This window comes from Dietzia sp. JS16-p6b (genome assembly GCF_003052165.1).
Lineage (GTDB): Bacteria > Actinomycetota > Actinomycetes > Mycobacteriales > Mycobacteriaceae > Dietzia.
The window spans coordinates 3,085,649-3,107,184 of the sequence record NZ_CP024869.1; the positions used below are offsets into that span (position 1 = coordinate 3,085,649).

Sequence of the window (21,536 nt, forward strand, 5' to 3'; positions counted from 1 at the left end):
GTGAGGGACGAAAACCGGCCCGCAGGCGGTGACTCCGCGCACACCAACGGACCAAGGTACCTGGTCCCGCCTCGGCTACCCTAGTCGGTCAGTCCGACACCCTCCGGAAGCTCACCGGCGCTCCCGGCAGGAGCTGGGACAGGGCGTCCGAGGACCGCGAGGTCAGCACCCCGATCACCGGGTACCCGCCCGTGACGGGGTGATCGGGCCCGAACACGACGGGCGCCCCGTCCGCCGGGATCTGCACGGCGCCGCGGACCATCCCCTCGCTGGGGATCTCCCCGGTGCTCGACCGGGGGACGGGTCCGGCGGGGTCGATGCGCACCCCGACCCGGTCCGCGTGCGCGCTGACGTGCCCGGTCTCCGCCAGAACCCGCCACGCGGCGGGCGGGAAGAGGTCGTCGCGCGGGCCGGGGATCACGTCCAGCACGAGGCGTCGGGGGCGTCTCCCCCGACTTTCCGACCCCGCCCCCAGCCGCGGATCCCCGCCCGACGCGTGCCAGTCGTCCGCCCAGGGGCCCACGACGGCGTCGCCCACGGCCAGCACGTCCCCGGCCTCCAGTGGCGGAGGCCCGAGCCCGGAGAGGGTGTCGCGCGACCTGCTGCCCAACACCGGCGGCACCTCGATCCCGCCGCGCACCCCGACGTAGGTGCGGACTCCGACGTCCGGCCGGCCGATCTCGAGCGTCGAACCGGCGTCCAACCTCAACACCTCGCCGGCGGCGGCGGTTCGTCGGGACCCGGCAGAGGTGGTGACGACGACGAGGCCCCGCGCACCCGTCACCGCGACCACCGCCGGCGCGTCCGTCATGAGCACCAACCCGCCCAGCAACACCTCGAGCACCGCCGCCCCGGGGTCGGTCCCGACGCAGCGCAGGGCGAGCGCGGCGGCGGCGCGGTCGGCGGCGCCCGAGCTTGTGACCCCGAGCGCGGCGCGGCCGGGTCTGCCGAGGTCCTGCACCAGTGCGGCCGGGCCGGCGCGGAGGACCATCAGGCTCATCGGGAGCCGCCCTGCGGGTGAACCGACCTGAACCGGACGCGGTCGCCGGGGGCCAGCAGCGCCGGCTCCGGGCGGTCCGGGTCCCAGAGCGGGGCGTCGGTGGTGCCGATCAGTCGCCAGCCTCCGGGGGAGGCGCCGGGATAGACGGCGCAGAAGCGGTCGGCCAGCCCCACCGATCCCGCCGGGACCCGTGGCCGCGGGGCGCCCAGCCGCGGGACCACGGGCAGGCGCTCGGGCGGCCGCCCACCCGCGGGGGCCCGCCCACCGTTCGCTCCGGTGGCGGCGCGGTCGCCCCGCGATACGGTCCCATCCCCGGTCAGGTCCCGCTCGTCCACGAGATAGAAGAACCCGGGCGCGAATCCACCGAACGCGGCGCGCCAGGTGATCGCTTGGTGTCGGCGGATCAGAGCGTCCGTCGAGAGTTCGGCGAGATCGGCGACCTCGCTCAGGTCGGGGCCGTCGTAGCGGACGTCGAGGACCACGTCGCGGACCCGCCCGCCGTCGTGATGTCCGGAGTCGTGAGTACCGCCTGGGGGGCGCTCGGCCGGCGCCGCACGCGTGTCCCGCGCCAGCAACTCCTCGAGCCTGCCGCGCAACGCGGGGAGGGCCGTGGCATCCCGGGCGGTCACCAGAACCGTCCGGGCCCCGGCGACCACGTCCACCGCCTCCGGGCACCGCTGCTCCACGCGCCGCGCCAGCTCCACCGCCGCGGACAGGTCAGCACAGTCGAGCATCAGCGCCGCTTCGCCGCAGGGGCGGATCCTCGTCGTCGTCATCGGGGCCCGTCCCTCGCGCCGGCCCGGTCGCCGTCCTCCTGCGGCGACCCGCGCGGCGGGGGTGGCACTGACGGCAGGGGCGGTGCGGACACCGACCCGGTGAACGGCGCCACCTCCACCCCGGCCGCCTCGAGCGCCCGGCGGACCCGGCGGGCCAACCCGAGTGCGCCGGGGGTGTCGCCGTGCACGCACACCGACTGCGCGGACACCACGATCCGCGAACCGTCGTCGGCGCTGATCTCCCGTTCTCTCGCGATGTCCACGACGCGGGCGGCGACCTCGTCCGCGTCGGTGATCACCGCCCCGGGCCGACCGCGCGGCACCAGCGTCCCGTCAGCGCGGTACCCGCGGTCCGCGAAGGCCTCCGAGACGGCGGCGATCCCCACCGACGCGGCGTGCGAGAGCACCACCGAACCCGGCAGGCCGAGGATGGGCAGGGGATCCTCGTCGGCGAGGTCCGCATATCGCAGGACGGCGTCCACCACGCCGGCGGCCTGATCGGAATCGTGGGCGATCCGGTTGTACAGGGCGCCGTGCGGTTTGACGTACCGGACCCGCGTCCCCCGCCTCCGCGCCGCCATGTCCAGCTCCACGAGTTGGAAGTACACGTGGTCGGCGAGTTCGCCGCGCGTGATCTCCATCTCGGTCCGCCCGAAGTTCGCCGCGTCCCGATAGGAGGGGTGCGCGCCCAACGCCACCCCCCGTTCCGCCGCGGCCGCGGCGGTCGCGGACATCGTGGGGCGGTTGCCCGCGTGGAAGCCACACGCGACGTTGGCGGAGGTCACCACGTCCAGCAGGGCCGCGTCGCCGGGATCGGGTCCGGATCGCGCGCCCAGCGACCATGACCACCTCAGCGTCCCCCGGCGGGCCTCCCCGAGGTCGCAGTTGAGGTCGATACGGTGCACGTTGTCCATCCTGCCGTCATCGTGGCCCGGGTTCGACCGCGAGCGCCGGTGAGTCCATGATGGAGGCATGATCGTCCTCCGCTGCGGCTCGGCGCCGGTCCCGACCGTCCTCGGCGAGCACCCGCGAGTCGAATGCAGCGAGATGCCCACCAAAGACGACGTCAACCGAGCGCTCTACGAGGTCGGACCTCGTCGCCGCGTGGTGGTGTGCGGCACCGACGCCGGCCTGGCCGCCCTGCTCACGCGCCTGATGCGGTCGGAGAACCTGGACGTCGAGGTCGCGTACGTCGCGGAGGACCCCACCCCGGCGACCCGCGCCTACGACCTGCCCACCGGTTCGGCCGCGGCCAAGCTCGGCGTCCGGGGCGAGGCCCGCGAGGTGCCACTGATCCGGGACGAGACCGGAACCGTCCTGGTGGGCGAGGCCACCGTGACCGGGCCGGGCGGCGCCCACCTGGTGGGCGAGGCCTACGCCGACGACGAGCGGATCTTCTCCGGGGAGATCGACACCCTCACCGTCCGACCGACACCGGAGCTGCCCGGAGTCCGCGCCACCGCGGCGCGACCGCGCAGGGTGCTGCGGCGCTCGTGGCTCGCCGCCCGCGCGGTGCAGCTGGGCACGGAGGCGGGGGTGATCACACGGGACGGCGTGACCGGCCGGCGGGCGGTCAAGAGGACCTCTTTCTATCGTCATATCGAGCCATGGAGGCTCGTGTCGCCCTGAGCGGGGGAACGACGTTCGGGGGCCGGTCCGGGTTCTCCGGCCACTCCTCCAGCAGTTCCGGCTCCACGGCGGGCGTGCGGACGGTGGGGGGCAGCGTGGCCAGCGCGGAGATCTTGCTCAGCCCCGCGACCTGCATCATGTCCACGAGGATCGAGCGGATCTGCGCCAGCATCACGGTCTCGGTGAGGCCGGACCCCGGCACCAGCTCCCGCTTGGCCCGTGCCGCCACCCCGCGCAGGGCCCGGTGGACCTGGGCGTCGGTGGGAGCGGTCGGGTCGGCGGCCACGCGGCGCGTGAGCAACTCCAGCGCCTCTCCCAGCGCCCCGATCAGCGAGCTCAGCGCCGGCGGGACGTCGACCTGGTCGTCGACCGCCACGATGGCCCGCCGGGCCAGGACACGGATGTTGCGGATCCCGTTGTCGAGCGGGTTGAGCACGCCCGTCAGCACGATCTCCTCCGGCCGGCGCCGCCGGTAGAACGGCGAGATCCGCACCAGTTCGCGAGCGCCGGCGAGCTGCTCGGCGATCTCGTCGACCGCCGGCTGGGTGTCGCGGGCCTCCTGCAGGGCGGAGCGGATGAGTTCCGAATCCCGGTGGTCCAGACCCTGGGCGACCTCGGCCAGCACCGACGAGGCCACGCCCAGGAGCGAGGCCGCCTCGCGGCGGGCCCGGCGCAGAGGGTGAACGGGCATCAGCGCCATGGCCACCAGCGCGACGACGCCGCCGACGGCCGCGTCGACCATCCGCTCGTACCCACCCGCGCTCCCCGGAGGCAGGAGCGTGGCCACGAGGATCGCCGACGACGCGGCCTGCGTCCCGACGAGCGCCCCGCGGTCGAGGAACACCGCCGCGGACATGGCCAGGATCACCACCGCGGTGATCTGCCACGGACCGGAGCCGATCTGGGCGATCAGGAGGTCGCCCAGACCCACCCCCACCACCACACCGATCACCAGCTCGACGCCCCGGCGGATCCGGCGACCCATGCCCGTACCCAGAGCCAGGGCGGCGGCGATGGGCGCGAAGAACGGCGCCGGGTGGCCCAGCACGTCGTGGGCGAGGAACCAGGCGATCCCCGCGGCGAGGCCGCACTGCACGATCGGCAGGAAGGCGTACGCGAGTCTCCGGGTCCGCGCCCTCAGTGGGGCCGGGAGCGCGCCGTAGACGCCCTGCGTGCGGGCGTCCAGTCGGTCACGCCAGGCCGAGAGGCGCGGCGGCGTGCGGGTCCGACTCATTGACCAGGTCCAGACACCGGATGTACTCCTCCTCCTCGCCGATCGACTGCGCGGCGCGGGCCAGGGCGGCCACGCACCGCAGGAAGCCACGGTTGGGTTCGTGATCGAAGGGCACCGGCCCGAATCCCTTCCAGCCATGACGTCGCAGCTGGTCGAGCCCGCGGTGGTAGCCGGTGCGGGCGAATGCATAGGCGCCGATCACGTCACCGGCGTCGAGCGCGCGCTCGGCGAGTTCCGCCCAGGCGATCGACGCGGTGGGATGAGACGCCGCCACGGCGCGGGGATCGTCACCAGCGGCGATGGCGTCCTCCGCCTCGGGGTCGCCGGTGAGACGGGTGGGCGGGGGGCCGAGGAGATCTCCGAACTGGGTCATGCCCCCATTGTCCACGATCCCACGACACCCGAGCGCCACCCGGCCAGCGGCCGACCCCCCGGCATCACCTCGAGGGCCGCGAAGGCCGGCCCGGGTGCGCTCGCGAGGGCTGGGGAGGGCCCGAGTGGATGCGGCGGTGAACTCTCCGTGACAAATCAGTGGGTTTTCTCACCTACCGACCGCGGGTGGGGTGAACTGGACGCATGGATCCTGCCGCCCGCACCGGGACTACGCCCACCACCACCGGTCTCGCCCGTCGGACCGTCCTCAAGGCCGGGGCCCTGGCCGGGGCCGCGGTGGGCACGAGTGCGCTGGCGGGCCGGTCCGCGGTCGCGGGCGCCGACGTGGCGGTGTTCCAGCACGGGGTCGCGTCCGGCGACCCCATGCCCGATCGCGTCATCCTGTGGACAAGGGTGACCCCCGCGCCCGACGCGTTCGCGGGTTCGGGCCGCGGAGTGCCCGTCACCGTCAGTTGGGAGATCGCCAACGACCCCGGTTTCTCCCAGGTCGTCCGGACCGGTTCGCTCGTCACCGACGCCGGCCGCGACCACACCGTCAAGTTCGACTGCACCGGCCTGGCCCCCGACCGCTGGTACCACTACCGCTTCCGTGCGCTCGGTCAGACCTCGCCCACCGGTCGCACCCGCACCGCCCCGGCGGACGGGGCGCTGCCCTCCACCGGCCGCTGGCGCATCGGGGTGGTCTCCTGCTCCAACTGGGAGGCGGGGTACTTCTCCGGGTACCGCCATCTCGAGGCGCGCGGGGACCTCGACGCGATCGTCGAACTGGGCGACTACATCTACGAGTACGGCCGCGATGAGTACACGGGCAAGTTCGGGGCGGTGCGGCCCCATGATCCCCCGCACGACACCGTGACCCTGGCCGACTACCGGATCCGCCTGGCCCAGTACCACACCGACCCGGACCTCCAGTCCCTGCACGCGCACGTCCCGTGGATCTGCACCTGGGACGACCACGAGCTCGCGAACGACAACTGGTCCGACGGGGCCGAGAACCACCACCCACACCAGGGGCCGTTCGCCGACCGCAAGGCCGCCAGCTCCCAGGCCTACTTCGAGTGGATGCCGGTGCGGCCCGAGTCCCTCCGCGACGGTGGCCACCTCTACCGGCGGTTGCGCTGGGGCTCGCTCGCCGAGATCAGCATGCTGGACCTGCGCTCGTACCGCACGGAGGGGCCGGACCGCTTCGACGGCCACGCGATCGACGTCACGGGCACGATCACCGGCACCGAGCAGTTCGACTGGCTGGCCCGTGGGCTCAGGTCATCGACCGCCCGCTGGAACGTCATCGGCAACTCGGTGATGATCACGCCCGTGCTCCTGCCCCCTCTCGATCCGCGGACCACCGCCGCGCTCACCGAGTTGCTGGGCGTCCCGCGCGAGGGCATCACCTACAACCCCGACCAGTGGGACGGCTACGCGGGTGAGCGCCGCAGACTGATGGAGGTCATCCGCGCCGCCGGCACCCGCAACACCGTCTTCCTCACCGGTGACATCCACACTTCCTGGGCCAACGAGGTGCCGTTCGAGCCCGCGGACTACCCGGGCGCGGGCGTCGGTGCGATCGAGTTCGTGACCCCGTCGATCACCAGCAACAACATCGACGACATGGTCAACCTGCCGGAGGGCAACCCGCTGTCCCAGACCGCGCAGGGGGCCCTCACGCAGGTCAACCGCCATGTGCGGTGGGTGGATCTGGACCGCCACGGTTTCACGGTGGTCGAGTTCACCACCGACTTCGCCCACGCCGACTACTGGGCGCTGGTCGCGCGCGAGGACCCGGCCAGCGGCGCCTACCCCCTCGCCAGCTGGCGGGTGCGGCACGGGACCGACCAGCTGGAGCCGGCCGGCCCGCTGCCCTGACCCAGCCCACGCCAGCGCACCCCGGACCGTCCCCCTACCGTGACCCACCGCACCGTGCGTGAGCCGCGCGGCGCCGCCCGAGGTGGCGCTCACTCCCGATTCACACCGTCGTCGGCTACGGTGGCGGGTCGATGCGCCCCGTCCGGGGGCCCGAGACGGTACCGGGAGTGATGGATGACGACGACGAACCAGCAGCCACCCGACGGCGAGCCCGATCCCGGGGATCCCCGCACCGGCGGCGGCCGCCCGCGCGGCGGGCTCCGGGTGGCGCTGGCCGCCGCGGCCGTCGTCGTCGCCGTGGTCGTCGGTGCGCTCGTGTGGCTCGTCGCGGCCGGGCCGATGTCCTCCTCCGCCCGGGCGGAACGCGCGGTCGAGCAGACCCTGCGCGACATGACCGGGTCGGAATCGTTCTCGGAGTTCAACAGCCACCTGTGCGCCGAGAACCGGGTTCCCCAGGACCTCGTCGACAACATCACCGCCTCCGGCGAGCAGACCGGTACCGACCTCGACGCGATGCTGCGCGAGTCCATCGCGGGGTCGTTCCCGCAGGACCTCGTCGTCACCGGGGTGGAGATCGACGGCGACGTGGCCACCGCCACCGTGGAGTCGGAGTCCGATGAGTCCGCCCCGGAGCAGGTGCGGATGCTCGACGAGGACGGCGTCTGGAAGGTGTGCGAACCCGGTGTGGGAATGGGCGCGGTGCCGCAGGGAGATCAGCCCGGCTGAGGCGTCTCCGCCCGGGTGGTCCCGGCACACGACAGCGGCGTCCCTCCGCTGACGGAGGGACGCCGCTGAAGGCACCGACCCGTCGGGGCGCCTCGAGTCGGGTCAGGCCGGGGCCTCCGGTCCGGTGGAGGCGGTTCAGTCAGAGGCGGTTCAGGCAGAGGCGCCCTTCGACTTGCCGGCCGACTTGAGGTCGTTGCACGCCTCGACGACGCGCTCGGACATCGCCTGCTCCGCCTTCTTGAGGTACGAGCGCGGGTCGTAGACCTTCTTGTTGCCGACCTCACCGTCGACCTTGAGGACGCCGTCGTAGTTGCCGAACATGTGCGCGGCGATCGGACGGGTGAACGCGTACTGGGTGTCGGTGTCGACGTTCATCTTGATGACGCCGTAGGACAGCGCCTCCTCGATCTCGGACTTGGCCGAGCCCGAACCACCGTGGAAGACGAAGTCGAACGGAAGGTCGCCCTGGTTCAGCCCGAGCTTCTCGACCGCGACGTCCTGGCCCATCTTCAGCACCTCGGGCTTGAGCTTGACATTTCCGGGCTTGTACACGCCGTGGACGTTGCCGAAGGTCGCCGCCAGCAGGTAACGCTGTCCGGTGTTGCCCGCGCCGAGCGCGTCGATGGTGGCCTCGAAGTCCTCGCGGGAGGTGTAGAGCTTCTCGTTGATCTCGTTCTCGACCCCGTCCTCCTCGCCGCCGACGACGCCGATCTCGATCTCGAGGATCTGCTTGGCGTTGGCCGTCTTCTCGAGCAGCTCCTTGGCGATCTCGAGGTTACGGTCGAGCGGGGTGGCCGAGCCGTCCCACATGTGCGACTGGAACAGCGGGTTCTCGCCGCGGTCGACGCGTTCCTGGGAGATCTCGATGAGCGGACGCACGAAGCCGTCCAGCTTGTCCTCGGGGCAGTGGTCGGTGTGCAGCGCGACCAGGATGTCGTACTTCGCCGCGATGACGTGTGCGAACTCGGCGAGCGCGACGGCACCGGTGACCATGTCCTTGACGTTCAGCCCGGAGCCGAACTCGGAACCGCCGGTGGAGAACTGGATGATGCCGTCGGAGCCGGCGTCGGCGAAACCCTTGATGGCCGCGTTGATGGTCTCGGACGACGTGCAGTTGATCGCGGGGTAGGCGAAGCCCTCGTTACGGGCCCGGTCGAGCATGTCCTTGTACTGCTCCGGGGTGGCGATAGGCATTGACGATCCTCCAGTTTTTCGGCGCTGTGACTCATCCCATCCTACGAGGTAGCGCCAGGGGGCGGGTCGCGGTGGACCGGCGGGGGCACGGTGGGCTCGCGACGGTGTCACGGCGCCCGGCGGACACCGGCGGTCAGCGGGCCAATCCGAGTCCCGGAACCGCCGAGGGCATCGCCGCCAACTCGTCATCGGTGAGCAGGGCGCCACGGAGCGCGGATCGCACCGCGGCGTGGTCGAGCTTCACCCCGATGAGCACGATCTCCTGCCCCGGGCGGACGTCTGGTACGCGCGCCCACTCCTGGGCGATCTGGAGATCGTAGTTGGGCCCGGCCTGGGACCACACCACCGCATGGTGCGGATGCGACGACAACCAGCAGTAGCCTTTGGACCTCACCAGACCGCGGGTGGACCTGAGGGCCGCCTCGAGCCGAGCCGGGTCGAACGGCCGCCCGGACCGGAATACCGTCGACGAGATGCCGTACTCCTCCGTCTCCGGGGTGTGCGGGGTGGCGAGTTCCTCCGCGTACCCCTCCGCCTGCGCGGCGACCGCGGGGTCGAACAAACCGGTGTCCACCACGTCGGCGACATCGATCCTGCCGCGGTCGAGTCGGCGCACGCGGGCGCGGGGGTTGAGGGCCCGGATCATCTGCTCGGTCGCGCCCGCCACCTGCTCCGAGGCCAGATCCGTCTTGGACACCAGCACGAGGTCCGCGAACTCGACCTGGTCCACCAGGAGGTCGGCGATCGTCCGCTCGTCGCCCTCGCCCGCGGCCATGTCGTGCTGGTCCAGTCGGTCCCCGCGGGCGATCGCACCGAGGAACGTCGAGGCGTCGACGACCGTGACCATGGTGTCCAACCTGGCCAGATCGTCGAGGCGGAACCCGCCGGTGAACTCCCACTCGAAGGTCGCGGCGACCGGCATGGGCTCGGAGATACCCGTCGACTCCACGACGATGGCGTCGAACGACCCGTCGCGGGCCAGACGGGCCACGGATTCCACGAGGTCTTCGCGGAGCGTGCAGCAGATGCAGCCGTTGGTGAGCTCCACCAGCTTCTCCTCGCCGCGCTCGACATGCCCCTCACCGGCCACCAGGGCGGCGTCGATGTTGATCTCGGACATGTCGTTGACGATGACGGCGATGCGGCGACCGTCCCGGTTGGACAGGAGATGGTTGAGAAGGGTCGTCTTGCCGGCCCCGAGGAAGCCGGACAGGACGGTGACGGGGATGCGGGAATCAGCCATGGTCCTAATGATAACCATTTCCATTAAGGCTGCGGCGCCGGGACCGTCGTGGACGTCAGAGGGGGGCGGCGTGCTCGCGGATCCACGCGTGCATCGCGATCCCGGCGGCCACGCCGGCGTTGATCGATCGGGTCGAACCGAACTGGGCGATCGACACCGTCCGGGCCGCCCGCAGGCGCGCGTCCGCACTGACACCGGGCCCCTCCTGCCCGAACAGCAGTACACACTCGCGCGGCAGGCGGGCGGTCTCGAGCGGCTCGGCACCGGGGAGATTATCGACGGCGACCACGGGCAGTCCCTCGGCCTCGGCCCACGCCATCAGCGCGGACACGTCCTCGTGGTGCCGCAGGTGCTGGTAACGATCGGTCACCATCGCCCCGCGGCGGTTCCAGCGGCGTCGACCCACGATGTGCACCTCGGCCGCGAGGAAGGCGTTGGCCGTGCGGACCACGGTGCCGATGTTGGCATCGTGGCCGAAGTTCTCGATGGCCACGTGGAACGGGTGCCGCCGGGTGTCGAGGTCGGCCACGATGGCCTCGCGCCGCCAGTAGCGGTAGCGGTCGACCACGTTGCGGCGGTCGCCCGAGTCGAGCAGTTCCGGGTCCCAGCGGTCGCCGGACGGCCGGGGCTCCCCGGGGCGCTCGAGCTCCCACGGGCCCACCCCGACGAGGCCCTCACCCCATTCGGTGGGCCCGGCGGAGGGATCCGCTGCTGCGGGGTCCGCGGTCGCGGCCTCCGGGTCGGGGGTGGGCCCGGTCACGAGGTCAGGCGCCGATTGGCCAGTCGGATGATCCGCCCCGGCCCGACCTGAGACGCCAGGTACATCGCGGTGGCCTGGGTGCCCACAGGCCGGTGCACCTCGCGACCCACGACGCCCCGGATCCGCCCGAGCAGACCGGACGTCGGGCGCCGCGTCTGCTCGGCGAGGCGCAGAACCTCGCCGGCCACGTCGCCCTCGGTCAGTCGGACGCCCATGTTCCGCATGCCTGCGGTGTTCACGCCCTCGAGCATCCCCGTGCCCACGTAGAGCGGCCACACCGAACACACGCGGATGCCCGTGGGACCCCACTCCAGGTCCAGCGCCTCGGTGATCCCCCGGACGGCGAACTTGGTGGCCGAGTACACGGCCATCTCGGCCTGGCCGTAGATCGCCGAGGCCGAGCAGAGGTTGACCACGACCGCGGACGAGGCCTTCTCCAGGTACGGGTGCGCCGCCCGGCAGCCGTACATCACGCCCTTGACGTTGACATCGACGAGCGCGGAGTCCTGCTCGTAGCTCGCGTCCACGAACGGCATCCCGTACAACAGGCCGGCATTGTTGACCAGGACGTTCAGCGCGCCACCGGAGCGGGCCGTCACCTGTTCCAGTGCGGCCTCCCAGGCGGCGGGGTCGGTGACGTCCAGCGCTCCGGTGATCACGCGGTCATCCCCCGCCGCCCAGGCACACGGCTGCAGATCGAAGGCGCCCACCAGGTACCCGGCGTCGGCGAACCTGCGTGCGGTGGCCTCGCCGATCCCGCGGCCGGCGCCGGTGACGAGAACCGTGCGGACCGTGGATCCGGCCGGTGCACCCGCGCCAGTGGCACTCACGCCGGTCGCCCGGCCGTGCGTGCCGCGGCCGCGGTCCCCGTGAGTAGGAGCAACGCGGCGGTGGCGTAGGTGTCGATCACACCGACGTCGAGGGCCCGCGCGAGCGCGGTCCCGCCCTCGGCCTTGCGTCGGACGAGGATCAGGCCGTCGCTGAGGAGGAAGACCGGGCCCGCCACGGCCAGCACCGAGGCCGCCGGCCCGGATCGGCGATCCACAGAGGTCGCCAGCGCCGACAGGGCCGCCAGCAGTCCTCCGTACGCGGCGAGCGGAGCGTTGGCCCGATCCTCGGACAGGAGAATCGCGCCGGCGGCACCGGCCACCACCCCGTGGACCGCGGACTGGAGCGGCTTGAATCTCAGCCCGGACCGGAGCATCAGCCCGCCGAGCGCGAGATGGCCCACCCCGAACGCCGCCGCGCCCGAGACCAGGCGCGCCTTCGACCGGCTCGCATGTCCGCCCCCGAGCATGAGGATCACGTCGCCGGTGGTGTACGCCGCACCGGTGACCGACAGCAGCATGGTCGCGAGCGGCCCGAGACCGCCGACTCCCGGTCGCCCAGCTCCCTCACCCCGAGCTCCGTCCCGCAGCGCGATTGCCAGCGCCGCCGGGACGATGAGCGGCTTGCAGAGCTTCTCCAGTGGGCCGAACCCGGTCGCCTTGGCGAGCTCCGTACCCGCCGCGGCGGCGAGGAACGCGGGACCCTCCGGGCGGGAGGTGTCCATGAGCGACAGCACCCGCTCGTTCAGTGCCCGCGTCACGACGGAGGGGAAGGTCATGGTCGTCCTCTCGGTTGTGCTGTTCCGTGCCCCCATCCATCCGTTTGCCATGTCACTCCAGCCCCAGGTCGGTCAGGCCGAGCAGGGCGCGGTAGTCCACGCCCTCTGCCCGGATCACGTCGTCCGCACCGGTGGCCCGGTCGACGACGGTCGCCACGCCCACCACCTCGGCGCCCGCCTCCCGCAACGCGGTCACCGCGGTGAGCGGGGAGTTGCCGGTGGTCGTGGTGTCCTCGACCACCAGGACCCGCTTCCCCACGATGTCCGGACCCTCGATCCGGCGCTGCATCCCGTGCTTCTTCGCTTCCTTGCGCACGACGAACGCGTCGATCGGCCGGCCCGGCGCGTGCATGATGGCGGTCGCGACGGGGTCCGCCCCGAGGGTCAGCCCGCCCACGGCGTCGAAGTCCCAGTCCGCCGTCTGCTCGCGCAACAGACGTCCGATCAGCGGCGACGCCTCGTGATGCAGCGTCGCGCGGCGCAGGTCCACATAGTAATCGGCCTCCCGGCCGGAGGAGAGGGTGACGCGGCCGTGCACGACCGCGAGCTCGGCGACCAACTCGGCCAGTCGGGTTCTGGCCGCCGGATCGACGGTGGCGGGGGTGGGCATCGGGCTCCTCTGATCGGCGGGCGGGACGGTGATCGGTCTCGGAGTCGACTCTAGACGCGGGCCACGAGATCACGACGCGAAGAGGGACGGGCCGGCCGCGTGATGCGGCCGGCCCGTCCCTCCGTCAGCTCGTCGTCCTGCTCGAGCCCACGACGGTCAGGGCTCCAGGGTGTCCCCGTCGTCGTCCCCCGGCGGAACCTCATCGACCGGCGGCTCCGGATCGACGGGATCGGTGCCACTGCTCCCCAGCGACCCGAGGGACCCGCTCCCGAGGCTGCCGGTGTTCTCGGGGACGACGACCGGCGGCGGCCATCCGTCCTCGAACGTGGACCAGGCGTACAGCTGACCGTTGCCCTGCGCGGCCGCGGAGTTGGTCCCCTGGGCGCACATGGTGAAGAAGCCGATCAGATCCTCGCCGCGGGGCTGGGTGGCCGGCGGCCCGAGCGTGATGGTCCGGTTGACCGTCTGACCGTTGGTCATCTGGAAAGACCCGGTGGTGCCGAACAGTCCCTCGACCTTCGCCCGGGTGTTCTGCTCGGTGATGCGCGAGCGGAGCTGGACCGCTTCGGTCGCCATGTCGCCCAGGCTGCCCTGCGGGAAGAACTGGGTGAGCGGCCACAGGGGCATGGTGATGGTCGAGCCGGACGCGGTGATGCTGACCGTCTCCGCCCGGACGTTCTGGTACCGCGAGTAGTACTCGGCCGACATCTCGACGACGGGCGCCGTCGAGACGGTACCGCCGGGCCGGGCGCCCGCGGCGGTGTCCGGGTTGGGCGCCTCACAGAAGACCGTGAAGCCGAGGTTGTTGGTCATCGAGACCTGAACGGTGCCCGCGGCCCGGTCGACGTTGACGATGTCGACGGTCATCCCCGGGTTGTTGACGACGACGGTGCGGCCGTCACCGTTGTCACCGGGGACGACGGTCACGGCGTTCTGCGCGGCCGCGGTCCCGGCCATACCGAGCACCATGAGGGCGCTCGCGGACGCCGCTGTGAAGCCCTTGAGGGCGCGTGAGGTGGACATGAGTCTCCTTGAGAATTCGGTCTGAAGGGGGTTACGAGCCGACGGAGCCGGCACCGAGGCTTCCCGTCGTGCTGGGGTCGGGCGCCGGGTTCGGGTCCTCGATGTCCTCGAGACCGATGTAGAGGAACCAGTCGTTGGTCACCATGTTGCGGCACATGAACACCGCGGCGGCCCTCCATTCGCCACGGTCGCCGGTGGCCGGGACACCGAGCGGGGCCGTGTAGTCCACGGTGCCACCGGCCGGGACGGTGAACTGGAGCGCGTTGTTCACCCGGGGGTCACCCGTGCGTCCGGCGACCCGTGCCTCGTTGTGCGCCTGTCGTGGTCCGGCCTCCGCCGAGCCGATGGCGCTGCCCGCAGGGAAGACGTCGAGGGCCGACCCGAAGGACACCAGGTCGCCGTTGGCGTTGGTGTCGGTGGGGCCGGTGAACACCCGGGTCCGGTAGTACTCCCGGACCTCCTCGGCCGCCGCGGCGGTGGTCACCTGGCCGTAACCGAGCGCCGTGTTCTGACCTCCGATGTTGAACTGGGGGACCTCACAGCGGAAGTTCGCATCGGTGGTGTTCTGGATCGATCCGGTGATCGTCGTGGGCGCCTCCCCCTTGTCGTTGACCGTGACGACGAGGGAGGTGTCGTCGACCTTGATGACGTAGCCGCCGGGGTTGCCGCCGGGCACCTGGGCGAGCGCGGGGGCCGCGCCGGCCACGAGAGCCAGTGCGGCAGCCGCAGCGACAGCCCCGCGCACTGCTGTGGTGGTGGTTGAGATCATTCTTCACTGCTCCTGTCGTACCGGCCATCGTGGAGAGACCGGGGTCCTATCGGATTGCTCTGGTCGCGGTCTGACCGCGGGGGTGACTGTCAGCTGCCGAGGCCGGCGCTGCCGAGGCTGCCCGTCGAGGTATTGGTCGCGTAGTTGGGCTTCACGCCCCCCTCGTACGCGTGGAAGGCGTAGCGCTGGCCGGCGATGGTGCAGGTCATGAACACGCCGGTCTGGAAGTCCGCGCGCTGACCCTCGACAGGATGATCGAGACGGACGTTCTGCTCGAACGCCGAGGTGGCGGGGATGGTGATGTTCGTCCCGAAGACGCCGTAGTGGCCGGCGAGACGCGCCTGCTCGAGGGCGGCCTCGTTCTGGTTGAGGGCGTCCCACTCCGGATTGAAGAACTCCGCAGCACTTCCGGCCTGGACCTGGGCCGATCCGAGGCCGATGTTCTGCGCGCCACCCGCGGCGGACGGGAGATTGAGGGTGAGATCAGCGAGCTCGGAGAGCGGGTACTGCGTGAAGTAGTCGATCGACCGGGCCACGACCTCGGCGGTGGTGACCGTCGCCGCCGGCCCGCCATCGATACCGGTGCAGTTGAGGTTGGTCCCGGTGTTGTTCTGCATCACGACCCGGACGGTCCCGGCCGCCTGGTCGAGGGGGTAGACGGCGAGTTGGATCTGCGTGTTGTCGACCGGATACACCGTGGTGCGGGGGTTGTTACCCGGGATCTGGGCAGTGGCGGCCGGCGCCGCGGCGGCGACGAACGCCGCGGCTAGTCCGAGCGCCGCGATTCTGGCTGAAGGGTGCCACGTACGTGCCATGGATCGTTCTCCTTAACATTGGCTTAGATCTGGATGAAGTCGGATCCCGGGCCATCGGGGGCGACGACCGGCCTTCGTCTCAGATAGGTAGTCCCGGCAAGTGTGACATGGCGCACAGCATTGTCACAGCCGCCTTATTATTTAGATCCGATAACACTTCGCCCCAATTTTCCCTAGTTGCACTACTGACCCGTCCTTAACAAATTGGACACATTTCGGTACGCGTGTCCTTTGCCTGCGGTTTTGACGACGGTCAGCGACCGGGCCAGCGTTTCGGCGAATAAGCACCTCGTCCAACTAAGACGTCGTATACCGTTGGTACTCCCTAGTGGTTTATGTCACACTTCCCCTGTCACGACGTTCGCTCAGCAGACGAACAGACAACCCGAACGCCCATACCGGGCCGCCGAACGGCCCTCAGCGCCACCCGTCGCACGGCGCTGATGACCACAGAGATAAAGGACTCCCCATGATGTTGACACGCGCTACGGCGCTGGTGGCCGGAGCCACCCTGCCGCTGGCCACCGCCATCGCCCTCGCCCCGGCGGCCACGGCCCAGAACTCACCCACCACCACCGGGACGGTCGAGGTCACCTACACCTGCACTCCCGACAACGCTCTGAACATCGGGGGCGTGAACACCTGGACCAACACGGTCGAGGTCACCTACCCCACGTTCGTCTCTCCGGGCGAGTTCTTCGAGGTCTCGATCCAGCCGGGGCCGATGCAGCCCAACACGGTGCGGGTCGGCCGGATCACCTACGACATCCAGGCGCCGAGCAACGCCGACTACCGCACCCAGACGCTGACGAGCGGCGCCACCGGGATCACCGCCGGCAGCCCCTCGCTGGCCGAGGTCAGCCCGACGACCAAGGCGACCCAGGCGGGGTCCAACACCGTTCGGATCTGGGGTGGACAATCCGCCCGCTACGGGACGAACACCGGCACGTCCATCAACACCGGCCTGCAGAAGAACAACAACCTGTCGTTCCAGCTGCCCGAGGTCACCTTCAGCATGCGCGCACCGAACACCCCCAGCCAGCAGATCGTCTTCGGGCTGCCCGGGGCCGGAGCCGCCGCCGCCACCGATGCGGCGTCGACCCAGTTCCAGTACACCCGCGGAACCACGGCGGGTGGCACCGGCACCACCGGCGCCCAGGTGGAGTGTGCCGCCAGTGCCAATGCGGCCGCCCTCACCACCACCACGATCACCAACGCCCCGTGGGTCCCCTTCCAGTGGAACACCAACCTGAACGTCCAGGCCCAGCCCGGCGCGCTCGACGAGGATTCGCTCGCGGTCAACGTGGTGACCTCCTTCCAGCGGCCCTCGAACAACTTCCCCGCCGGCACGATGGTCACGATCCTCCGTGACGGCGTCGAGGTCGGGCAGGTCGAGATGCCGGGGTCAGGCACCACCGTCGCCTTCGCGGACGACATCCCCCGTACGGCCGACACGCAGGTGTACCGCTACACGGCCGTGTTGAACAACCAGGACACACTGGGCGACACCTGGGTCGGAACCACCGCGACCTCGTCTCCCGTCATCGTCGCCGGCACCAACCCCGGAGCGGGCGGAGGCGGCACCGGCTCGCTGGACCCCGGCTCCGTCATCAACCCGATCGACTCGGCCATCGGCGGCTCCCTCACCGCGGGCCTGTCCGGATCGGTCGGATATGACGTCGCGCCGCTGTCGAGCCCGACCGTCACGGGCCTGCTGAGCTCCGCGAGCTGACACACCCCGCACAATCGAGAGGACCCGTCCGCGCCTGATGCGCGGACGGGTCCTCTCGTCGCGGTAGGTCAGTCCCGGATATCCGGGGGCAACCGGAGGCGAGCGGTCTGTTCGACGTCCGGGTCCACACCCGGGCGCTCCCGGCCGGTACCCGTCGCGTCGCTTCCGCCGGACGCGGCCTGTTCGTCCTCCGGGTCCGCGCGCCGGTGCTTGCCGCTGCCGGCCCGGGACGGCACAGGCGTCACCTCGGGCCGCAGCCAGACCGGGGTCTGATCGTCAGCGGGCTGGGCGTGGCGACCCCCCGTTCCCGAGTCGAGGTCCGACCCGCCGTCGATGCGGGCCGCGTCGAAACGCTCGACCTCGGTACGGATCTCGTCCTCGTCGTCCTGAGACCCGAGCGGCTTGATCCCCGACCCTCCCGTGGTCACGCCCGCGGCGAGTGGAGGGACCGAAGCGTCCTCGGGATAGGCCTGGCCGACACCGCGGGTCGGGCGTGACAGCGGCGGGCGCTCGGGCAGGTGATCCGCGGCCACGTCGCCGCGAGCCGGGACCGGCCCGGAGGGTTCCATGATCTCGGCGAAGGGATCCGGTTCCTCCGCCACGGCGGGCGCCACGAACGCCGCGTCGGCGGATTTGTCGGCGGCGGCGTTGTCGGCGGCCTCGTCGTCGGAGTCGGCGGCGGCGTCGTCCGGGAACGCGTCTCCGCGGTCGGCCACCACGGGCACGTCGGCGAGGTCGCGCGCACCCTTGCGCTCGGGGACCAACCTCAGGTGTCCGGCCCGTCGGGGCTCGGCCTGGAAGGGCTCGGGCGCCTCGTCCCGTGCGTCGGGGTCGGTGGTCTGCGCGGCCACCTCCACCGGACCGAGTTGCGGAACGCCGCCTGCGTCGGCCGGATCCGACACGTCAGCAGATGATTCTGTCTGCGAGGCAACGGGTGTGATCTCCCCGTGGGTGGCGGTCCCGACCTCGCCGTCCATACCCACCGTGGGGTCCGCCTCCGGGCCGTCGGCGGAGCCGGGCGAACCGGGATCGATCTCGAGGGGCAGGGCACGGGCCCGTCCACCGATGGGGGGAAGCGGGGCCACGACGTCGGCCGCCGCGTGCAGAGCCATGACGACGTCATCCCAACCGGACGGGTCGTCGACGCCGTCGACCGTCGCCGCAACCCACTCCCCTTCGGCCCAGATCCGGCGTACCTCGGCGGGGACGTCGCTGACGGCAGTGGTCAGACGATCCCGGTCGATCAGGGTGAGCCTGCCGTAGTCGGAGGTCCGCGCCTCGAGCAACGCCACCTGCCCGGCATCGTGGAAGCCGGGTTCGGCGTCGACGTCGGGGCGGCTGAGGTCCAACACCACGTCCGAGACCGTGTCGCGGCGCAGTGCGAGGACCGTCCGGCCCCCGGTGACGCCCATGATCGCCCGCCGCCCGCGGAACATGCCGTGGGACACCGTCCCGAGGGCGCTGAGACCACCTGCGAAATCCCCGTGCCGGAACTCGGGCGCCGGGGTGGGGGTCGGCTCGAACTCCCGGTCCTCCAACCACCTCACCACCGGCGAGTCGGCGAGCGGATCGACGGCGGGCGCCGCCGGTCGCTCGGGCTGGCGCATGGCCCGCCCGCGCGCCGGGAGCAGGCTCCGGACCCGGTCCAGCAGCCGCGGCGAGGAGTCAGTGTCGGTGAGCGGCCCGGCGGAATCGTCGGGCGGCGCGTCGGCCGGGCCGACCGCCCGCTGGAACGGGGCGAGTCGCGGGGCACCGGAGCCGTCCGGACACTGCTCGGCCGAGTCGTCTCGATCACCCGACGGCGGGGTGACGGGCGGGGCCTCGTCGTCGTCGGAAGGGCTGCTCGCGTCCTCCGCCGACCCGGCGTCACTCACCGGCGACGTCGTCGAGACCTCACCCGCCGCGGCGCCGCGGCGTTGCCTTGCGTCCAGACGCAGGAGGAGGAGCGCCGCGGCGAGCAGCACGAGGGCCAGGAGGAACCAGAACACGACCATGTCCACAGAGGGTAGTCAGCGCTGGTGGGGTTACCCGCCAGGCACCGCGGCGCTGCGTGACCTGGATGCCCCCGGGAGCCGGCGCGGGCGCGGGCTAGCGGGGGTCCTCCCCCAGGGCGATCGGCCGCCGACGATCCGCCGACCACTGCGACCACGACCCCGGGAACAGCCTCCCCGCCTCGATCCCGGCCACCTCCATCGCCGCGAGCGCATGGCAGGCGTGGATGCCGGAACCGCAGTAGACCACGGTGTTCTTTCCGCTGGTCACCCCCACGTCGGCGAACATCTGACGGATGCGCTCGGCGGGAAGGAACCGCCCGCTCTCGTCGAGGAACGACGACGTGGGCAGATTGACGGCGCCCGGGATGTGGCCGGCCCGCGAATCCATCGGCTCGGTGTGGCCGGCATAGCGCTCGGCAGCGCGGACATCGATCAGGACGCCCTCCTCGGGGCTGGCCTCCGTCTCGTCGATGTCGGCCGTGCGCATGTGATCGAGCCTGAAGGTGAAGTCGCCGCGCTCGACCGGGTTGCCCGGCCCCACCGCCAGGTCCTCGCCCTCGGCGATCCACGCCTTGAGACCGCCGTCGAGGAGGTAGACGTCCTCCTTGCCGGCCCAGCGCATCAGCCACCAGGCGCGCGCCGCGGAGGTGTTACCGGAGTCGTCGTAGATCACCACGCGGCTGTCGTTGTCCACCCCGGCACGACGCAGGGCGTCCTCGAGATCATCGGGCGAGGGCAGCGGGTGGCGGCCCTCGCGGACGTTGCGCTGGCCCGCGAGCTCGGTGGGTAGATCGACGTACTGCGCGCCGGGGATGTGGCCGGAGTAGTAGTGCTCCCGGCCGCGGGCATCGCCGAGCCGCCAGCGCACGTCGAGGATCACAGGGGTGGGAAGGCTCGCCACGTCGCTGATCAACTCGCGCGCCGTGACGAGGAGGGGACTGACCTGGGTGTCGGATGCGGGTGCGGTGGCTCTGGTCACGGTTCCATGGTAGACGCGTCGACACCGGGGCGGATCCCCTCCTCGGGGGCTGATCCCTCACACCGGGCGCGTCGCGGCAGGACCGGAAGCTACGCATGGAGCTCCCAACGGCCTGATGGCCCACCGACTCGCCGCGTCGTCTCCAACGCCTAATCGTTTGCGCTGCGTAGGAGGGTAGTTCTGACCCGAATTAGTGGATTTGACTGGCAGGACAGGCCCGCGAGCCGAGCAAAGACTCTTACTCGACGACGACTGGCCAACTCCACAGGGGGGGCCATTGATATCTCGATCGAAGGGCGAGAACGGTTCCGGGGCGATTCCGTCCTTCTAATCCTGCAATTGCTCGAAATGTGCGACGTGTCGTATGTTCGGATGAAGATCGCCAGAGTTTATTGTGGGCGCCTGGACGGTGTACAACACTACAGGCATGCGACCTTCCTCATCCTTTACGAAATTCATCGCGGTCATCGCCGCATCCGCGACCATCGTCGGAATTGCGCCCGGAACATCGTCGGCACAACTTCCGCCGCTGCCGCCCCTCCCGAGCATCGAGGAGATTCAAGCAGGTGCGGCGGCCGCAGCCGTCGTCATCGCAGCCGCTGCAGCAGCGTCTTCTCAGCTGAACGAGACGGGCGGCATCAACAGCGACTCACTCGGCAACACCGTGAGCGGATCCCAGAACCAGGGACCGGGGAATCCCCCGATTCCCGGGACGCAGACTACCTATCTGCGCGCTATGCAGACAGTTCGAGGCGGAGCAGAACCCACCAAAGGGTCAGTCAACATCAACGGCAGGACATATGCCCAGTCGGTGTACACCAGCCAATTCATGACTACGTCGACAAACTATCAGTACGACCTGGGCAAGAACTGGAGCAATTTCCGAGCTACTATCGGCCTTTCTGATACTTCTCACCCCGATGCGAGATATCAGTTCAGAGTATTCGTCGACGACCAGCAACGTGGATCGTGGGCGATGAGGCTCGGACAAGCTCAGGACATCAACATCAACGTTTCCGGTGGCCTCCGCCTGAAACTCGAGGTGACAAAGACCGCAGCAAACGGCAACAACGCCAATGCAGCCTGGGGCGACGCTCGCGTCACGCGCTGACCGGCTGACACGACCACCTCCAATTATGAAAGGCTAGGGATCACGGTGATCGGTTGCGATCAAGCGGGCCCCGGACAGA

21 protein-coding genes are annotated in these 21,536 nt (G+C 70.9%); 5 read left to right on the top strand and 16 right to left on the bottom strand.

Translation table 11 applies throughout. From position 1 onward, the window contains the following. Nucleotides 1-88: 88 nt before the first annotated feature. Genes CT688_RS14245 through CT688_RS14255 form a run of 3 tightly spaced genes read right to left on the bottom strand, consistent with a single transcriptional unit; the run spans nt 89 to nt 2,690 of the window. Complete coding sequence (locus CT688_RS14245; protein WP_107757437.1) at nt 89-1,000, bottom strand: biotin-dependent carboxyltransferase family protein; 912 nt, start codon at nt 998-1,000, stop codon at nt 89-91. Next, the gene (locus CT688_RS14250; RefSeq protein WP_107757438.1) at nt 997-1,776 is read right to left on the bottom strand and encodes an allophanate hydrolase subunit 1; all 780 of its coding nucleotides are present in this window, start codon (nt 1,774-1,776) and stop codon (nt 997-999) included. The genes CT688_RS14245 and CT688_RS14250 overlap by 4 nt, the downstream gene beginning before the upstream one ends. After that, on the bottom strand, nt 1,773-2,690 hold the full coding sequence (locus CT688_RS14255) for a LamB/YcsF family protein (RefSeq protein WP_197431431.1): 918 nt from the start codon (nt 2,688-2,690) through the stop codon (nt 1,773-1,775). The genes CT688_RS14250 and CT688_RS14255 overlap by 4 nt, the downstream gene beginning before the upstream one ends. 58 nt (nt 2,691-2,748) lie before the next feature. Between CT688_RS14255 and CT688_RS14260 the strand changes: the two genes are divergently transcribed. Next, a complete protein-coding gene (locus CT688_RS14260; protein WP_107757439.1) occupies nt 2,749-3,405 on the top strand; it encodes a hypothetical protein in 657 nt (218 codons plus the stop codon). Here CT688_RS14260 and CT688_RS14265 read toward each other — a convergent pair. Together CT688_RS14265 and CT688_RS14270 are read right to left on the bottom strand one after the other, a co-directional pair. Then, a complete protein-coding gene (locus CT688_RS14265; RefSeq protein WP_107757440.1) occupies nt 3,350-4,639 on the bottom strand; it encodes an FUSC family protein in 1,290 nt (429 codons plus the stop codon). The genes CT688_RS14260 and CT688_RS14265 overlap by 56 nt on opposite strands. Then, nucleotides 4,596-5,012: a DUF3151 domain-containing protein gene (locus tag CT688_RS14270; RefSeq protein ID WP_031265088.1), complete on the bottom strand. Its 417-nt coding sequence runs from the start codon at nt 5,010-5,012 to the stop codon at nt 4,596-4,598. Before CT688_RS14270 ends, CT688_RS14265 begins: the two co-directional genes overlap by 44 nt. A gap of 203 nt (nt 5,013-5,215) precedes the next feature. Here CT688_RS14270 and CT688_RS14275 point away from each other — a divergent pair, with 203 nt between their 5' ends. Continuing rightward, on the top strand, nt 5,216-6,895 hold the full coding sequence (locus CT688_RS14275) for an alkaline phosphatase (RefSeq protein WP_107757441.1): 1,680 nt from the start codon (nt 5,216-5,218) through the stop codon (nt 6,893-6,895). A gap of 174 nt (nt 6,896-7,069) precedes the next feature. After that, nucleotides 7,070-7,621, top strand: a complete 552-nt coding sequence (locus CT688_RS14280) for a hypothetical protein (RefSeq protein ID WP_107757442.1) — start codon at nt 7,070-7,072, stop codon at nt 7,619-7,621. A gap of 150 nt (nt 7,622-7,771) precedes the next feature. Here the strand turns inward: CT688_RS14280 and fbaA are convergent, their stop codons facing one another. The 9 genes from fbaA to CT688_RS14325 all read right to left on the bottom strand — a co-directional run bounded on the left by fbaA (nt 7,772) and on the right by CT688_RS14325 (nt 15,641). Next, nucleotides 7,772-8,815: a class II fructose-bisphosphate aldolase gene (gene fbaA / locus CT688_RS14285; RefSeq protein WP_107757443.1), complete on the bottom strand. Its 1,044-nt coding sequence runs from the start codon at nt 8,813-8,815 to the stop codon at nt 7,772-7,774. A 133-nt stretch (nt 8,816-8,948) separates the two neighbouring features. Then, nucleotides 8,949-10,058, bottom strand: a complete 1,110-nt coding sequence (locus CT688_RS14290) for a GTP-binding protein (RefSeq protein WP_107757444.1) — start codon at nt 10,056-10,058, stop codon at nt 8,949-8,951. A gap of 55 nt (nt 10,059-10,113) precedes the next feature. Continuing rightward, on the bottom strand, nt 10,114-10,818 hold the full coding sequence (locus CT688_RS14295) for an RNA methyltransferase (protein WP_107757445.1): 705 nt from the start codon (nt 10,816-10,818) through the stop codon (nt 10,114-10,116). Then, nucleotides 10,815-11,648 carry an SDR family oxidoreductase gene (locus tag CT688_RS14300; protein WP_107757446.1) on the bottom strand — a complete coding sequence of 278 codons (834 nt, stop codon included), beginning with the start codon at nt 11,646-11,648 and terminating at the stop codon, nt 10,815-10,817. Before CT688_RS14300 ends, CT688_RS14295 begins: the two co-directional genes overlap by 4 nt. Continuing rightward, the gene (locus CT688_RS14305) at nt 11,645-12,424 is read right to left on the bottom strand and encodes a lysoplasmalogenase family protein (RefSeq protein ID WP_231750358.1); all 780 of its coding nucleotides are present in this window, start codon (nt 12,422-12,424) and stop codon (nt 11,645-11,647) included. Before CT688_RS14305 ends, CT688_RS14300 begins: the two co-directional genes overlap by 4 nt. Nucleotides 12,425-12,476: 52 nt before the next feature. Continuing rightward, a complete protein-coding gene (gene pyrE / locus CT688_RS14310) occupies nt 12,477-13,034 on the bottom strand; it encodes an orotate phosphoribosyltransferase (RefSeq protein WP_107757447.1) in 558 nt (185 codons plus the stop codon). 156 nt (nt 13,035-13,190) lie between these two features. Beyond that, complete coding sequence (locus tag CT688_RS14315; RefSeq protein ID WP_107757448.1) at nt 13,191-14,057, bottom strand: hypothetical protein; 867 nt, start codon at nt 14,055-14,057, stop codon at nt 13,191-13,193. A 31-nt stretch (nt 14,058-14,088) separates the two neighbouring features. Then, complete coding sequence (locus CT688_RS14320) at nt 14,089-14,826, bottom strand: hypothetical protein (RefSeq protein ID WP_107757449.1); 738 nt, start codon at nt 14,824-14,826, stop codon at nt 14,089-14,091. Between the two features lie 89 nt (nt 14,827-14,915). Beyond that, nucleotides 14,916-15,641 carry a hypothetical protein gene (locus tag CT688_RS14325; RefSeq protein WP_107757450.1) on the bottom strand — a complete coding sequence of 242 codons (726 nt, stop codon included), beginning with the start codon at nt 15,639-15,641 and terminating at the stop codon, nt 14,916-14,918. 469 nt (nt 15,642-16,110) lie between these two features. On the opposite strand from CT688_RS14325, the gene CT688_RS14330 reads away from it, so the two are divergent. Beyond that, complete coding sequence (locus CT688_RS14330; protein WP_107757451.1) at nt 16,111-17,373, top strand: hypothetical protein; 1,263 nt, start codon at nt 16,111-16,113, stop codon at nt 17,371-17,373. Nucleotides 17,374-17,441: 68 nt separating this feature from the next. Here CT688_RS14330 and CT688_RS14335 read toward each other — a convergent pair whose 3' ends face one another. Together CT688_RS14335 and CT688_RS14340 are read right to left on the bottom strand one after the other, a co-directional pair. Further along, a complete protein-coding gene (locus CT688_RS14335) occupies nt 17,442-19,367 on the bottom strand; it encodes a hypothetical protein (protein ID WP_231750359.1) in 1,926 nt (641 codons plus the stop codon). A 94-nt stretch (nt 19,368-19,461) separates the two neighbouring features. After that, nucleotides 19,462-20,346 carry a sulfurtransferase gene (locus tag CT688_RS14340; protein ID WP_107757453.1) on the bottom strand — a complete coding sequence of 295 codons (885 nt, stop codon included), beginning with the start codon at nt 20,344-20,346 and terminating at the stop codon, nt 19,462-19,464. A 427-nt stretch (nt 20,347-20,773) separates the two neighbouring features. Between CT688_RS14340 and CT688_RS14345 the strand changes: the two genes are divergently transcribed. Beyond that, nucleotides 20,774-21,457 (top strand): NPCBM/NEW2 domain-containing protein, encoded by a 684-nt coding sequence (locus CT688_RS14345; protein ID WP_107757454.1) that lies wholly within the window; start codon nt 20,774-20,776, stop codon nt 21,455-21,457. The last annotated feature ends 79 nt before the right edge of the window (nt 21,458-21,536 follow it).

Coding starts and splice junctions, on each gene's coding strand:
- CT688_RS14335 (WP_231750359.1), bottom strand. CDS start 19,367: ATGGTCGTGTTCTGGTTCCTCCTGGCCCTCGTGCTGCTCGCCGCGGCG.
- fbaA (WP_107757443.1), bottom strand. CDS start 8,815: ATGCCTATCGCCACCCCGGAGCAGTACAAGGACATGCTCGACCGGGCC.
- CT688_RS14315 (WP_107757448.1), bottom strand. CDS start 14,057: ATGTCCACCTCACGCGCCCTCAAGGGCTTCACAGCGGCGTCCGCGAGC.
- CT688_RS14330 (WP_107757451.1), top strand. CDS start 16,111: ATGATGTTGACACGCGCTACGGCGCTGGTGGCCGGAGCCACCCTGCCG.
- CT688_RS14255 (WP_197431431.1), bottom strand. CDS start 2,690: ATGGACAACGTGCACCGTATCGACCTCAACTGCGACCTCGGGGAGGCC.
- CT688_RS14325 (WP_107757450.1), bottom strand. CDS start 15,641: ATGGCACGTACGTGGCACCCTTCAGCCAGAATCGCGGCGCTCGGACTA.
- CT688_RS14320 (WP_107757449.1), bottom strand. CDS start 14,826: ATGATCTCAACCACCACCACAGCAGTGCGCGGGGCTGTCGCTGCGGCT.
- CT688_RS14265 (WP_107757440.1), bottom strand. CDS start 4,639: ATGAGTCGGACCCGCACGCCGCCGCGCCTCTCGGCCTGGCGTGACCGA.
- CT688_RS14270 (WP_031265088.1), bottom strand. CDS start 5,012: ATGACCCAGTTCGGAGATCTCCTCGGCCCCCCGCCCACCCGTCTCACC.
- CT688_RS14280 (WP_107757442.1), top strand. CDS start 7,070: ATGACGACGACGAACCAGCAGCCACCCGACGGCGAGCCCGATCCCGGG.
- CT688_RS14250 (WP_107757438.1), bottom strand. CDS start 1,776: ATGACGACGACGAGGATCCGCCCCTGCGGCGAAGCGGCGCTGATGCTC.
- pyrE (WP_107757447.1), bottom strand. CDS start 13,034: ATGCCCACCCCCGCCACCGTCGATCCGGCGGCCAGAACCCGACTGGCC.
- CT688_RS14260 (WP_107757439.1), top strand. CDS start 2,749: ATGATCGTCCTCCGCTGCGGCTCGGCGCCGGTCCCGACCGTCCTCGGC.
- CT688_RS14245 (WP_107757437.1), bottom strand. CDS start 1,000: ATGAGCCTGATGGTCCTCCGCGCCGGCCCGGCCGCACTGGTGCAGGAC.
- CT688_RS14345 (WP_107757454.1), top strand. CDS start 20,774: ATGCGACCTTCCTCATCCTTTACGAAATTCATCGCGGTCATCGCCGCA.
- CT688_RS14290 (WP_107757444.1), bottom strand. CDS start 10,058: ATGGCTGATTCCCGCATCCCCGTCACCGTCCTGTCCGGCTTCCTCGGG.
- CT688_RS14305 (WP_231750358.1), bottom strand. CDS start 12,424: ATGACCTTCCCCTCCGTCGTGACGCGGGCACTGAACGAGCGGGTGCTG.
- CT688_RS14275 (WP_107757441.1), top strand. CDS start 5,216: ATGGATCCTGCCGCCCGCACCGGGACTACGCCCACCACCACCGGTCTC.